This window comes from Arthrobacter globiformis (genome assembly GCF_030818015.1).
GTDB classification, from domain to species: Bacteria; Actinomycetota; Actinomycetes; order Actinomycetales; family Micrococcaceae; genus Arthrobacter; species Arthrobacter globiformis_C.
In genome coordinates this window covers 4,584,031-4,598,005 of the sequence record NZ_JAUSZX010000001.1, presented here as the reverse complement: position 1 = coordinate 4,598,005, position 13,975 = coordinate 4,584,031, and the positions used below count along the sequence as shown (strand labels likewise).

The following is a 13,975-nucleotide window of genomic DNA, read 5'->3' as shown; positions in this document are numbered from 1 at the left end:
AACCAAACCCCACAGAAGATGACGTATGGTCCTTCCGCGGCCGCATTGGAGGCATCAACGCCTTTCAACCGGTGAAATTTCGACTCCGCTTGGCTAAGCGGGCCCGGCTCTTGGGTATGGACCGAGGATCCATGTCCGGGATGAACACGGCCGCCATATTGGTCCACCTAACCGGGCCCGTTAGAAGGGCCATGTGCGACGGGGCGCCGTCCTGCGCACTAACCTGGCAGAGCAGGGGCCTTTAGGATACTGGCTATGTCCGGCACCCCTGGCTAAAGTGGTTTCTTTCACGATCGACCAAGTCGCCGCGGAACGCAACGTCAGTGACGCCGCTGCTCAAAGTCGGAGAGCTGCGAGCAATCTACGGCGGCCGCAGCCTGTGGCGCATAGGTACCAACGGCGTTGAAAACTACGTCTCCAGGTCAGACCGGCTGAGCACCCAACGCATGGCGCCAGCGCGCTCGATGTCAGCCCGGAGAAGTAGTCGTAACGGCCTAACCGTCATCAACCGATTCTACAAGCGGGAACTGAACTTTTAGCAGCGAGTCCTCTTCGCCGACGCCTCAGCAGAGTGCCGGATCTCAACCGGGCGTATTCTGCAGTAAGAGCAACCAAAGGGCGGACGAGTACGGCCAGGCAAAGCCTGCGTTCGGCCTGCTGTCTGCGCTGACATAGGGGGCGCCAGGAGGCTCAAAGCGGAGGCAGCCGGGTCGGATTTAGTCCGCGTATTCGAACTGCCGTGAACGTGCTCCTGCTGGCTGCATTGATCGTCGTTTCGGTCGGCGTTGCCAGCGGTATCCTGCCGTTATTTGTCGCTGGGTCCGCAATTACGGGACTACTTGTAGCACAGTTCTCCACCGCGGATCGTAAGCCCCCGACTGATATGCCTCGACGCGCAGGAGGCGACGGTCCGTCCGGGGGTGCGTTTGAGCCAGACGAGGAATTCGATTGTTTCGGTGATTTCCTGCTTCGTGCTGTGCACGGGACCGCGGGTGGGTTTCCCGTCTGTGGAGAGGCTTCGGATGCGTCGCAGGTGGTGCCACCGGGCGAAAAACTCGACAGGTCGACTAATGTCGGCGACCCGACCTGCGAAACGTCCGGTTCCTCGATGCACGGGAGTATTCGCAGCTACTTCTACTCCCGTGGTTTGAACGCCGATAACGGAGATTCCGTCAACCTGACCGGCACTGGTTGTGGCCGACCGGCAAAATGTGCCACAGCCTGTGGCACATTTTGCCGGTCGGTAGGGTTGAGGCATGGTGTCTTCAGAAATCGATCTGCCAGCGGACTACGCGGACCTGCTGGAGGAGTTGAAGACCCGGATCTCTGGTGCCAGGATCCACGCCCAGAGGACCGTCAACACGCTGGTCATCGAGTTGTATTGGTCGCTCGGCAGGGACATCATCGTCCGGCAGGAAAGCCAGGGCTGGGGGAGTGGCGTTATCCGGCGGTTGGCTGCGGATCTGGCGGCCGCCTTTCCGGATATGAAGGGCCTGTCGTACCGGAGTCTGCAGTACATGACCGCGATGGTGCGGGCGTGGGGAGAGGACGAAAATGTGCCACAGGCTGTGGCACATTTGCCGTGGGGTCACATTCGGATGATTCTAGACAAGGCAGCCAGCGCCGAGGAGCGGGACTGGTACGCTGCCGCGGCCGTCCAGTACGGCTGGTCCCGGAACGTGCTGCTGAACATGATGATGAACCGGTCCATGGAACGCACCGGGACAGCACCATCCAATTTCACTCGGCACTTGGCGGCCGCTGACTCTGAACTTGCCCAGCAGATGGCAAAGGACCCTTACAACTTCGAATTCCTCGGTCTCTCCGGTGAAGTCGCAGAGCGTGACCTGGAGAACGCGCTGACAAGCCGGATCAGCGAAACCTTGCAGGAGCTGGGACCGGGCTTTGCGTTCGTGGGCCGCCAAGTCCATTTCGACGTCGATGGCGATGACTACTACGTCGACCTGCTCTTCTTTCACATTGAGCAGCTCCGGTACGTGGTCATCGAGCTCAAAACCGGTAAGTTTCAGCCCGAATACGCCGGCAAATTGAACTTCTACGTCGCCCTGGTCGATGACATGCTCCGCCGCGACTACCACAACGAAACCGTGGGCATCTTGATCTGCGGAACGAAGAATGACCGCAGTGTCCGCTACAGCCTGGGCCGGTCAACCTCACCCATGGCCGTAGCGGCCTACACCTACGACAAACTCCCCGCAGCAGAGCAACAAGCCCTTCCCAACGAAGGGCACCTCGTCGCAGCCCTCGAATGGGCCGAACCGGACACCGAGTAGAGCGGCTCAAGAAGTGGGGGTAGGAAGCCGCGCCTGTCGCAGGTACTGGTACACCGTTTCCCGGCTGATGCCGTAATCCATGGCGAGGGCGGACTTGGGAATTCCGCTAGCCGCCCGCTGGACCAGCTCCGCCGCCCGTTCCTGAGTAAGCGTCTTTTTCCGCCCTTTATAAGCGCCGCGGTGCTTCGCCAGGGCGATACCTTCCCGCTGGCGTTCCCTGATCAGTGAGCGTTCAAATTCCGCGAACGCGCCCATGACGGAGAGCATGAGGTTGGCCATTGGGGAGTCCTCCCCGGTGAAGAGCAGGTGCTCCTTGACGAACTCCACCCGGACGCCCTTTGCGGGTCAGGCGTTGGACCAGGGCGCGCAGGTCATCCAGGTTGCGGGCCAGCCGGTCCATGCTGTGCACGACGACGGTGTCCCCGTCGCGGGCGAAGCCCAGCAATCCGGCCCGTTGTGGTCTGGCTGTGTCCCTGCCGGACGCCTTGTCCGTGAACACCCGGTCCAGGATCAAGCCGTCGAGCTGGCGTTTCTCGTTCTGATCCAGCGTGCTCACGCGGACGTACCCAATCCGTTGACCAGCCACCGCTGCCTCCAACCCTCTTACATGTGGGATTGAGTTCTAGGACCTTCCCAGACGAACGTCAAGAGGTGCAGGTCTTGGGCGTCAGGTTGGGGTGTGCCTCAACCTGATAGACGGCTGCTGTCGTCAGAGTTTGGCATAGTGCAGTCGCCGATTAGGGCGGGGCGGCGGAACTTCCCCAGACCCTCGGAGAATCAGCTCAGAGGGGATGGTGTAAGTTCGCGGTTCCTGTCGGTCTCCGTTGATGCGGGCCAAAATCCGCTCTGCGGCTACTCTACCCAGGTGCTCGGGGTGCTGGGCGACGACGGTTATACCGGGGTTCATCATGTCCGAGAGGGTGAAGTCGCCGAATCCGACCAAGGCCACAGCCCGGTTCAGCCCCAGTTCCTGTAAGGCCCGCATTACGCCGAAGGTCACCAAAATCTGTGCAGAGAAGATGGCCGTCGGCGGTTCAGCACCCGTGAGTAGCTCTCTTGCCGCCTTCCGTGCTGATTCCTCACTGCGGAGTCCTTCCAGGAAGGGAATTGTGTCGGTCGAAATACCTGCGCGGCCCAACTCATTAATGAAGCCGCGGCGCCGTTCCCGGGCGGTCTGGATGTCCGTGCGGCCACCTAGGTAGGCGAGTTTGGTGTGGCCTTGGGAAATCAGGTGCGCGGCGGCCTTGGCCGCGCCAGCGGCGTTGTCGCTTACGACTGCATCGGCATCGATGCCGACCGGTTCCCTGTCGATGAAGACCATCGGAAGGTCCTTGGAATGTTCGGGCAGGTACCCCTGGCTTTTGGCGACCGGGGTCAGAACCAGTCCATCCACGCGCCTTCGGAGAAACGCTTTGAGCAGTTCCTCTTCACGTGCAGCGTCATCATCCAGGCTTGCCGCGAGGACCGCTATGCCGTGGCTCGCCAGGACATCACTCAGGGCCCGATGGATTTGGCCATGAAATGGGTTGGCGACGCTGGGAAGCAGCAGCCCAACGGACAGTGTTTGTCGGCCGGCCCGGCGTAGGCTTTGGGCTGTCATGTCCAGCTGGTAGTTCAGCCCTTTCGCCGCCTTCAACACTCTCTGGCGGGTGACTTCAGAAACACCAGGTTCGTCATTGACGACCCGGGAAACCGTTTTGATGCCTACTCCGGCCAAAGCAGCCACATCACGCATCCTCGGCCTAGCTACTCGCACCGCAGCCGAAGACGCGCTGAAGCCGTCCTCTACGATTTCTGTTGTCTCGGCCATCGTTCTGCCCGTCTGGCTCACCTCAATTCATATGCTTGTCGGGGCCTGAATGCGTCCCTTGTTGAGCTCCCGAGTCCGTTGGCGGATGGGCCTGGCCATGACCAGGAGGTGGCCAGGCGCCTGATTGCATGGTCCTGGTTGCACAGCCAGGCAGGTTCCGGAGTTCCTGGTGACAGATCTCTCCACCGGGCGTCGGCGCCGGGAATCGCAGCACGAGGCTGCAGAGAGATGGCGGCGACATCTGTGGGGGATTGGGCTGGCAGCCGCTGCCATGTCCAGAGGCCCATCGGCCAGCCTTAGGCCTGGTGGACCGTGGGTGCAGTCTCCAGTTGGTCTGCTACGTGCTGCCAGCCGTCGCTGAACATGCCGTATGCGGTTTTGATCTCGACGCCGACGGGAAGTTCGGGGCATTCGTTTTCGCCGTTGGTTCCCCAGTTGACCCAGCCGGATTGGCGGCGCTGGACGATCTGGAAGGCGCCGGAGGGTTCGGAGGTCCACCAGACCATGGTTCTGTCGAGTTCTGAATGGAATTCGGCGGTTTTGGAGGCCGGCCCGGGGAAGATGGTTTCGTGCGGCACGGCCGAGACGTCGAGGGGGGCATCCACTATCGTCCAATGCCGCTCGGGCAGGTCAGCGAGCACGTGCGAGGTTGCCCTGACCCGGGCGAGGCGTGCGCGGATTTCCTCTTCGTCTAAGGCGCCTTCCCAGCTGCAGAACAGGCGCCAGTACAGATCCCAGTGGGCGGCTTCGATGTTGCCGGTGAGCTGACGGCGGAATTCCTGGAACTTGGCAGTGCTGGACGTTGAGTTCGCGATGGTTTCGTCGACCATGTGTGCGAGTTCAGCGGCGTAGGGGTCCCCGGCGCGGTATCGTGTGCCGCTGTATGCTTCGAAGCGGTCAAAGACCACGTCGCCCTGGCCGGCCTCAAATTCATCGCCGACGGTGATCTTGTTGGTTATGGAGCGGCCGTTGATGACTGTCTGGAAGTCGTCCACCCGGTAGCTGCGGGTGAAGTAGGGGGTGCCGTGGGTGAATTTCCAGTCGATGGAAAACGTCTTGCCCTTGAGCTCCTCGAGCAGGCCGTCGGGGACGGTGCCGTGCATCCGGTAGTGGTGCAGGACAGGACCGTGTTCAAGGGTTTCGATGTCGACGGTGGTGTGTTCGGGCGGGTTGATGAGGCCGTTTTCGGGGGTGAAGAAGGGGCCGTAGAAGCCGCCGATGGCGTTGTTGCCCGAGGGGAGCAGGTCGATGCCTTCTTTCAGTGTGGCGAAGTGACGAATTCCCCACTTTGAGGAGCCGGTGCCTTCAGCCGTGCCCGAGCACATTTCGAGGTCGAAGTACCCTGTGTCCAGGCGGACGAAGGCGTCGGACTCGACGGGTTCCCGTTCGTTTATGCCGTCAACGCGCCCGGTGACCGGTGCGGCGAGGGTGAGCTGCAGGTTTCCCTCGAAGGTCACGACGGTGATGAACGTGGTTTTACCCGGTTCGGGCTGGGCGTTCAGCCGCTGGCAGATAACGGTCTCTCCGGCACTGGTAGTTGCTGTCCAGAGGTTTTCGGTAAATTCTCCGTCGATGGTGAAGGTCACTGGTTCGTTGATTCGGCGGCCGGGAAGGCCGTCCTTGATGGCGATGGTGGGCATTGCCACGGGCTTTTTCCTCTCAAGTTATGGGCGTGGGGCTAGAACCGGCCACTTTTGGGAAGTGGCCGGGTTGTCCCGTCCGGCAGGCAGGATGTGGCTGCCGGTTTCGTCGGGCGTGCTCTTATGCAGGTGTCTGGGCGGCGATGGCCCTGGACCAGGGCAGGCGCAGTGTGCGTTGTTTCAGGCTGTCGATTGCCACCGCGAGGATGATGACGAGGCCCTTGATCAGCAGTTGGGTGAAGAACTGGACATTCATCAGGATCAGTCCGGTGCTGAGGACACCGAGAATGATGGAGCCGATCAGTGTGCCGTAGATCCGTCCGCGTCCGCCGACGAGGCTTGTGCCGCCCAGGACAACTGCGGCGATCGCGTCCAGCTCGTAGCCGGTGCCGGCTGTCGGCTGGGCGGAGACCACCCGGGCGGAGAAGATGACACCGGCGAGCCCGGCGCAGATGCCGGCGATGACATAGACGGAAGTGATGACGCGTTTGACGTTGATGCCTGCCAGCCGGGCGGCTTCGGCGTTGCCGCCCACGGCGTAGACGTGCCGGCCATAGCGGGTGCGCTCAAGGACGAACCACGCTGCGACGTAGACGATGATCATGATCACCACGGGCACCGGGATGCCCGCCATGTACCCGTTGCCGATGTCCCGGAAACTGAGTGTGTTGGAGACGATGGGTTGCCCGTCGGTCATGGTGTAGGCCAGGCCTCGAAGGAAGGTCATGGTGCCGAGGGTAACGATGAAGGCGGCCAGTGCCAGGTAGGCGCTGAGCAGGCCGTTGATCAAACCCGCGACGGCCCCTGTCACAACACCGACCAGGATCGCGACGGGTGCGGGCAGTCCTGCAATGCCTGTCATGACCGATGCGACACCGGAGACGGCCAGAATGGAACCGACAGAAAGGTCGATTCCGGCCGCGAGAATGACGAATGTCATTCCGGCCGCCAGGATCGCGTTGATCGAGATCGACCGGGCAATGTTCAGCAGGTTGTTGACGCTCGCGAAGTTAGGGGCGATGACGACCATTAAGGCAACGAGGGCGATCAGGACCACGAGGATGCCGACGCGGTCCCACCAGTAGGCAAAGTCAAAGCTGCGGGCGGTGGCAGGTGTGGCCTCTGGCCGGATGCCGGCGCCCTGTGGGTTGTTCAGAGCCTGGTTAGTCATGGAATTCTCCGTTTGTCTGTGCTGCTGTTCCGGTTGCGTGGGACATGACGTCCTCTTCGCTGGCGGTGCGTGAGTTGAGTTCCTGGACGATCCGTCCGGAGCGCATCACGAGGAGCCGGTCGCTGATGCCGATCGCTTCGGGAAGGTCCGAGGAAATGACCAGGATGGCCTTGCCGGCCTTGGCGAGGTCGTTGATGACTTCATAGATTTCGCTTTTCGCGCCGATGTCTACGCCCCTCGTGGGTTCGTCCAGGATCAGCACATCGGATTCGCGCATCAGCCACCGGGCCAGAACCGCTTTTTGCTGGTTGCCGCCCGAAAGCGCGCTGACCGGCAGGCGCAGGGCGTTCTGCCGCAGGTGCAGGCGTTCCATCTGCTTTTTCACCGCGTTCCGTATTCGGGTCCGTTGAAGCACGCCGGCGTTCACGTGGCCGCCAAGGGAACTGACAGCGATGTTGTCCTCGACGGTGTGGGAGACGAACAAGGCCTGGTCCTTGCGGTCCTCGGGGACCATTGCGATTCCCCGGGCGATCGCCTGGGCCGGGCTGGAGGCCAGTGCCGCTTTGCCTTTGACGGTGACGGTGCCGCCGCGGGGCCTGTCGGCGCCAAAGATCATCCGGGCCGTTTCGGTGCGGCCGGCCCCGATGAGCCCGGACAGGGCGACGACCTCGCCCGACCGTACTTGGAAGCTGACCGGCCCGATGCCGGCACCGTCGGTGAGTTCCTTGACCTCCAGCATGACGTCTCCCGGGCTGTGCCGGTCGTGGTGGTAGAGGTCCTCGAGGTTGCGTCCGACCATCATCCGGACGACGTCGGGCGGGCTGATCTCGGTCTTTCCCCGGGTGCCGACGTACGTTCCGTCGCGGAAGACGGTCACACGGTCCGCGAGCTCCCAGACCTCTTCCATCCGGTGGGAGATGTACACGAGCCCGACACCTGCATCTCGCAGCTCGTTGATGATCTGGAAAAGGTGGAGGGTTTCACTGCGTGAGAGGGCCGCTGTTGGTTCATCGAGTACCAGGATCCTGGCGTTCTCGCTGACGGCCCTGGCGATTTCAACCATCTGTTGCATGCCCACACTGAGCTGGCCGAGCTCAGTGCGCGGATCAATCCGTGCCCCGACCCGGGCGAGCTTCTCACGGGCCTGGACGATCATGGCGCGACGGTCCAAGGCCCCGAACTTGGTCGAAGGTTCCCGTCCGAGGGCCAAATTCTCGGCAACTGTCATCGCCGGGACCGTGTTCAGCTCCTGATGGATGATGGCTATGCCGTGGGCAACGGCCTCATGCGGGGAGCGGATGTCGATTTCGGTGCCATCCATCAGGATACGTCCGGAATCGCGGGCTACGTTCCCCGCCAAGATCTTCATCAGGGTGGATTTACCAGCTCCGTTCTCGCCCATCAAAGCATGCACTTCACCTGCACGCAGGTCGAAGTGGACGTTATTGAGAGCGAGCGTGGCGCCGAAGCGCTTTGTGATGCCTTCCAGCTGCAGCAGCGGCTGGCGGGAGGTTGTTGTAGTCATGACGGCCTATTCTTAGTCCGGTTGTGTGGGGCCGCTGCGGGAGCCGAGCGACCCCACACGGCAGCAGGGAGCCTTACCAGCCCTTGTACTGGCTGACGGTCTCACGGGTCACGAGCTCGCTGGGGATCAGGATCGTGCTCTCCGCCGGGGGCTTGTTGTCGATGATGTTCTGCGCGATTTCGACGGCCTTGCGGACCATTTCGGCAGGATTCTGGGTTGCGGTTCCGATGAACGGCGACCCGGACTGCTTCAGTTCCGCCACCGCCTCCGGGCTGCCGTCCACACCGGTGACCTTTACGGTCCCCGCCTTGTGGGCCTGCTGGACCGCCAGAACCGCACCGAGGGCGGACGGGTCGTTCATGCCGAAGATGCCCTGAACGTCAGGGGTAGCAGTGAGCATGTCCGTGGTCACGGCGAGGCCGGAGGCCCGGTCGTTCTTGGAGGCCTGCTGCCCGACAACTTTGATATCAGGGAACTTCTTCACGACGTTCTTGCAGCCGGTGATGCGGTCACGGATCGTCTGGAGCGGGGTTCCGTCCACCAAGAGAACATTGCCCTTTCCTCCCATCTGCTCGAACAGGTACTGGCAGGATTTTTCGCCGGCCTGGACTGCATTGGTCATCACCACGGCGTCCGCGCTCTTGGCCGGGGTGTCCACGGCGATGACAATGATGCCCGCCTGCTTCGCCCGCTCAATCGCGGGCTGGATGCCGTTTTCGTCCACGGCGCTGATGACAATCAGGTTCACGCCCTGCTGGATGAACGTGTCAATCTGGGTATTCTGATTCGCCAGATCAAGCTGCGCGTCCTGGGTGTTGGCGGTGGCGCCGATCTTCGCGGCGGCCTCCTTGGCTCCCTTGTCCATCGCGGAAAAGAACGGGTTGGACATGTCCTGGACCATGAGGCCGATCTTCTCGATCTTCGTCGGCTTGTTGGTACCGGCCTGGGTGTCGCCAGAACTGCAGGACGTCAGGCTGAGCGCGGCCAGTGTCGCGGCGGCGGTGAAAACTGCCGACTTCTTGACGAGCTGATTCATTTTCGGATCTCCTTTGAACCGGAACCGGCGAGGCCGTGACGGCCGGCCAGATCCGTGAAAAACGCGGTCGATGGAATTGGTAGTGGAGGTTGCGCCGGCTCGCTTCGATGCGAAGACCGGGGCTGTCGGGTCAGTTCCCGTGGGGGACGGAGCTCTGCGGGTCGGCTCCGCCGGAACCAAACCTTGCCGGTACGCTTTGGAGTACCAAAAGCAAGGGGCTTGTGTCGGGGCGGGCAGGGCCCCGTTGCGTTGTCAGACCCAGCGCGTGGAAACCAGGACAGGCTTTCCGTCGAGGCCACCAGCCGAGCCACGTGCCGGTGAGGTCAGTTGCTTTTGGTCATGGGGGAGCTGGGGCTCAGCATCCGCATGACTGTCGCACGATTAAGTCCGCGTTCACCTCCCGGCGGTCCTCGGGACGGTAGTCGGGCACCGGTGACTCGCCCCGCCGCTCGGCCTCCAGCTGCCCGTCCAGGATTCGGGTCAGCGTCTGTGCGGCCAGAACGCCGATTGATTCGCTGTCCTCATCCACCACTGTCAGCGGGGGATCCAGCAGGGGAGCCCAGGCAAACTCGTCAAACGCTATGAGAGCCACCTGGGTGGGGACAGCAATTCCGCGCTGTCGGAGCACGGTGAGGACGCCGTGGAGCAGGGGGTTGTTTCCGGCGATGATCGCCCTGGGCAGGGCCCGGCCGGGTGTATCCAAATAGGCGGACAGTGTCCGGTATGCCGAGTCGGCGTCGTTCTCCGTCTCCAGCACCTGCAGTACAGCCCCGTGCTTGGCCGCCGCCTCACGAAGCCCGCGCTCCCGCTCGGCACGCGTGGACCAGCGGCCCGGATAGGCCAGGAAGAGCCAATCCGCATACCCGTGCCGGGCCAAATGCGCCCCCGCTTTCATGCTCGCCGCAAAGTTGTCTGTGAGGATGCTCGGGACTTGTGTCGCGTCCTCCGGCGGTGCCGAGTCCACGAAAACCACGGGAATGTCCCAGCTTTCCAGGAGCTTAACGTTCTGCATGCTCAGGGTCAGGGTAGTGATAATGCCGGCCGTGCGTGACTGGATCAGATCTTGAACGATGGCATCTTCCACCTCGGGTGTGTAGACACCTTCTGCTGCAATGTCGGCCACAACGGCATTTCGGCTGGATCCCCGCAGAACCCGCTGAATGCCCTTCATCAGGTCCAGGTAGTAGTAGTTCGACGTGCTCGCGGTGATGACTGCGATCGAACTGCGCGATTTCTTGCGGAGCTCCTGCGCGGCACGGTTCGGGACGTAACCCAGCTCCCGGGCAGCCTTCAACACCAGCTTCCGGCTCGCATCGGAGACATCCGCGCCGTTACTCAGGGCGCGCGAAACCGTATAGGAAGAAAGGCCTGTGGCTTCGCTCAAGTCCCGCAGCGTGGGCTTCTTCGCCATTTCGCGACTGCTTTCTAATCGATTAGGGAAAGGTTTCGCGGAGTTCCTATCGCGTTACCTAAAGGATTAGGGTCAACGATAGATGTGACTACCCGCACACGTCAAGAGCCGCTCGCAGCGAAACCCTCCGCCCGCAAATGGACGCGCTGAAGGACCCCTACTCGGAAGCGCCGATAATGGAGATTCCTCAAGCTGGTGTGGTTGTTGTTGCGTCAGCGGCAGGTCAGTAGCGGAGGGCTTCACCCAAGCTTGGCTTGGCGCTGGTACTGGTACACCGATTCCCGGCTGATGCCGTAGTCGCTGGCGAGGGCGGATTTGGGGATTCCATGCGCTGCCCTCTGGACCAGTTCGGCCGCCCGTTCCGGTGTGAGGGTCTTCTTCCGTCCTTTGTAGGCGCCGCGCTGCCGGGCCAGGGCTATGCCTTCCCTCTGCCGCTCCCGAATCAGGGAGCGTTCGAATTCGGCGAAGGCCCCCATCACCGAGAGCATCAGGTTGGCCATGGGGGAGTCCTCGCCAGTGAAGACCAGGCTCTCTTTGACGAACTCCACCCGGACCCCTTTGCGTGTGAGGCCCTGGACGAGAGCACGCAGGTCATCGAGGTTGCGGGCGAGCGGGTCCATGCTGTGCACCGCCACGGTGTCCCCGTTACGGGCGAACCGCAGCAACTCAGTCAGCTCCGGTCTGAACGTGTCCCTGCCGAGGCTTTGTCCGTAAAGACCCGGTCCAGAACCTGGCCTTCGAGCTGCCGTTTCTCGTTCTGGTCCAGCGTGCTGACGCGCACGTACCCGATCCGCTGACCAGCCACCTGAGCCTCCAAACCCTCAACCTGTCGGATTGAGCTCTATGGCCTTTATTGGAGCAGGCCAAGATACTTGGATCGTTTGATGTCAGTGTGGGGTGTACCTCAACCCGATAGACGCTGTTGGGGGCTTGTCGTGTTTTTCCCTCGGCGTCGAGATACGCATGTGGACGAGCACGGTCGCCGTGGGCTGAAGCGGCGACCAGGGCGGTAGTTAGCGTTGTCCGGGGGACCTGCTGTCGTCAGAGTTTGGCATAGTGCAGTCGCCGATTAGGGCGGGGCGGCGGAACTTCCCCAGACCCTCGGAGAATCAGCTCAGAGGGGATGGTGTAAGTTCGCGGTTCCTGTCGGTCTCCGTTGATGCGGGCCAAAATCCGCTCTGCGGCTACTCTACCCAGGTGCTCGGGGTGCTGGGCGACGACGGTTATACCGGGGTTCATCATGTCAGAGAGGGTGAAGTCGCCGAATCCGACCAAGGCTACAGCCCGGTTCAGCCCCAGTTCCTGTAACGCCCGCATTACACCGAAGGTCACCAAAATCTGTGCAGAGAAGATGGCCGTCGGCGGTTCAGCACCCGTGAGTAGCTCTCTTGCCGCCTTCCGTGCTGATTCCTCACTGCGGAGTCCTTCCAGGAAGGGAATTGTGTCGGTCGAAATACCTGCGCGGCCCAACTCGTTAATAAAGCCGTGGCGCCGTTCCCGGGCGGTCTGGATGTCCGTGCGGCCACCTAGGTAGGCGAGTTTGGTGTGGCCTTGGGAAATCAGGTGCGCGGCGGCCTTGGCCGCGCCAGCGGCGTTGTCGCTTACGACTGCATCGGCATCGATGCCGACCGGTTCCCTGTCGATGAAGACCATCGGAAGGTCCTTGGAATGTTCCGGCAGGTACCCCTGGCTTTTGGCGACCGGGGTCAGAACCAGTCCATCCACGCGCCTTCGGAGAAACGCTTTGACTAGCTCCTCTTCACGTGCAGCGTCATCATCCAGGCTTGCCGCGAGGACCGCTATCACCGCATATGACCCGCGAACAAGCCGGCGGCCGCGGCCGGCAACCGGTGGATCACCGCGGGGGCCTCCCAATGAGTGAGGGCCTGGGGGAGTGGGACGACGAGCTGGAGGACACCGCAGCCCCCGCCGAGCCCGCCGAGGAGGACTCGGACGCCCCTGAGCTGTTCTACCCGAACGTGGCCGAATTCGTCAGCAAAAGCTTGCAAACACCTACCGCCGGCAACTCAACGTGCAGGGCGGTGTGACCTGGTGCCCGCAGTGGTGGAAGCACGCCGAAGCGATCAGCCGCCTCGAAGCGCTGTGGCGTGCCTGGGAGTTCCTGCGCTTGGACGGCACCACGGGGATGAGCGTGTGGTGGCGCGACCACGCAGACCACCACATGCCTGTTCTGCTCTCAACTGACGGGCCGTTCAAGGGCTGCACCCTGGACGACGGGCACCGCTCCAAACTCGCCCCTCTACCCCTGTGAGGAACCGCCCGCGGGCCTGTTCTAAATCGGGTGTTGTTAGCCAATGCTTAAGGTGACCACGCGGGCTGTCCATGGTTGGGGTCAATCCGGGTTATCCACGGCTGGAAATCGGGAGCCATCGGGAAAGCTCCCTCAGCAGCAGTAGCGGTGGATAGCCCATCAGGATTGTCCCTGGCTGTGGGGGCGGTACTCGGTCTTTGCGGTATTTGCCCTGGTGGAGCGAACACCGGTGGTAGCTCAGCTTAGGGAACTGGGTTAAGGCAGGGATTTAGAATTCGGTATCTGATGTGTGCATCGTTTGTGCAGCCGCAACGGTCGTCCTTGCTTCGCTCCTCTGTTGCACGCATGGTTTCGACTGGGATTCCATTTAGTGCGGCGAGCCAATAGAGGTTTTCCGCCGTTCCCCCAGAGTCGTGTCCGCAGTCAGAACACTCATTCTTGCCCAGCCCCTCCCCATCGGCCAGTTCAAGTCGCCAGGATGCGAGCCACCGGAAGAAGCGTTTCATTGCGGGCAAAGCCATCGGCCGCGGACCTCCTGGCCAGGTTATTTTCAGGTATAAGCACAGACGGTATGTTTAGCGTCATTTGGCCCAAAAGCAGATATTGCCGGGGCGCCTCCCTACCGGAAGCTGACTTGCTCTACCAAATCACAGCCTTTGGGGAACTTGCATCATCCTTTTGGTCGGAAAAAGACCATCCCATCGGAAACCCAACCGGCCGATGTGCGCCACATCACCTGACGAAAGAATTGATGTGGCTGGGCAACACGGTCCCTGCTTATCTTCAAGATTCCTGTCCACGTTGTTGGTAGCTCGC

At 61.9% G+C, this 13,975-nt stretch carries 10 protein-coding genes and 2 pseudogenes; 3 read left to right on the top strand and 9 right to left on the bottom strand.

The annotated features are described in order from the left end of the window. Positions 1–1,256: 1,256 nt before the first annotated feature. Positions 1,257–2,294: a PDDEXK nuclease domain-containing protein gene (locus tag QFZ23_RS21535; protein ID WP_306926089.1), complete on the top strand. Its 1,038-nt coding sequence runs from the start codon at positions 1,257–1,259 to the stop codon at positions 2,292–2,294. A gap of 6 nt (positions 2,295–2,300) precedes the next feature. On the opposite strand, the pseudogene QFZ23_RS21530 reads toward QFZ23_RS21535, so the two are convergent. From QFZ23_RS21530 to QFZ23_RS21490, 9 genes and pseudogenes are all read right to left on the bottom strand, one after another. Then, positions 2,301–2,880, bottom strand: a pseudogene (locus QFZ23_RS21530) (recombinase family protein). Between the two features lie 123 nt (positions 2,881–3,003). Then, positions 3,004–4,029: a LacI family DNA-binding transcriptional regulator gene (locus QFZ23_RS21525; RefSeq protein ID WP_306926088.1), complete on the bottom strand. Its 1,026-nt coding sequence runs from the start codon at positions 4,027–4,029 to the stop codon at positions 3,004–3,006. Positions 4,030–4,400: 371 nt separating this feature from the next. Next, positions 4,401–5,744 (bottom strand): hypothetical protein, encoded by a 1,344-nt coding sequence (locus QFZ23_RS21520; protein WP_306926966.1) that lies wholly within the window; start codon positions 5,742–5,744, stop codon positions 4,401–4,403. 121 nt (positions 5,745–5,865) lie between these two features. Continuing rightward, positions 5,866–6,915, bottom strand: coding sequence for an ABC transporter permease subunit (locus QFZ23_RS21515; protein WP_306926087.1), 1,050 nt, complete (start codon positions 6,913–6,915; stop codon positions 5,866–5,868). After that, positions 6,908–8,440, bottom strand: coding sequence for a sugar ABC transporter ATP-binding protein (locus QFZ23_RS21510; RefSeq protein WP_306926086.1), 1,533 nt, complete (start codon positions 8,438–8,440; stop codon positions 6,908–6,910). Before QFZ23_RS21510 ends, QFZ23_RS21515 begins: the two co-directional genes overlap by 8 nt. A gap of 73 nt (positions 8,441–8,513) precedes the next feature. Further along, complete coding sequence (locus QFZ23_RS21505; RefSeq protein ID WP_306926085.1) at positions 8,514–9,476, bottom strand: ABC transporter substrate-binding protein; 963 nt, start codon at positions 9,474–9,476, stop codon at positions 8,514–8,516. Positions 9,477–9,831: 355 nt separating this feature from the next. After that, positions 9,832–10,887, bottom strand: a complete 1,056-nt coding sequence (locus QFZ23_RS21500; RefSeq protein ID WP_306926084.1) for a LacI family DNA-binding transcriptional regulator — start codon at positions 10,885–10,887, stop codon at positions 9,832–9,834. Positions 10,888–11,126: 239 nt separating this feature from the next. Further along, positions 11,127–11,692 (bottom strand): annotated as a pseudogene (locus QFZ23_RS21495) (recombinase family protein). Positions 11,693–11,928: 236 nt separating this feature from the next. Then, a complete protein-coding gene (locus QFZ23_RS21490; RefSeq protein WP_306926083.1) occupies positions 11,929–12,693 on the bottom strand; it encodes a substrate-binding domain-containing protein in 765 nt (254 codons plus the stop codon). Positions 12,694–12,761: 68 nt separating this feature from the next. Between QFZ23_RS21490 and QFZ23_RS21485 the strand changes: the two genes are divergently transcribed. Together QFZ23_RS21485 and QFZ23_RS21480 are read left to right on the top strand one after the other, a co-directional pair. Further along, entirely contained in the window at positions 12,762–12,935 is a 174-nt protein-coding gene (locus tag QFZ23_RS21485) for a hypothetical protein (protein WP_306926081.1), read from the top strand. Next, positions 12,932–13,159 carry a DUF4913 domain-containing protein gene (locus QFZ23_RS21480; RefSeq protein ID WP_306926079.1) on the top strand — a complete coding sequence of 76 codons (228 nt, stop codon included), beginning with the start codon at positions 12,932–12,934 and terminating at the stop codon, positions 13,157–13,159. The genes QFZ23_RS21485 and QFZ23_RS21480 overlap by 4 nt, the downstream gene beginning before the upstream one ends. The last annotated feature ends 816 nt before the right edge of the window (positions 13,160–13,975 follow it).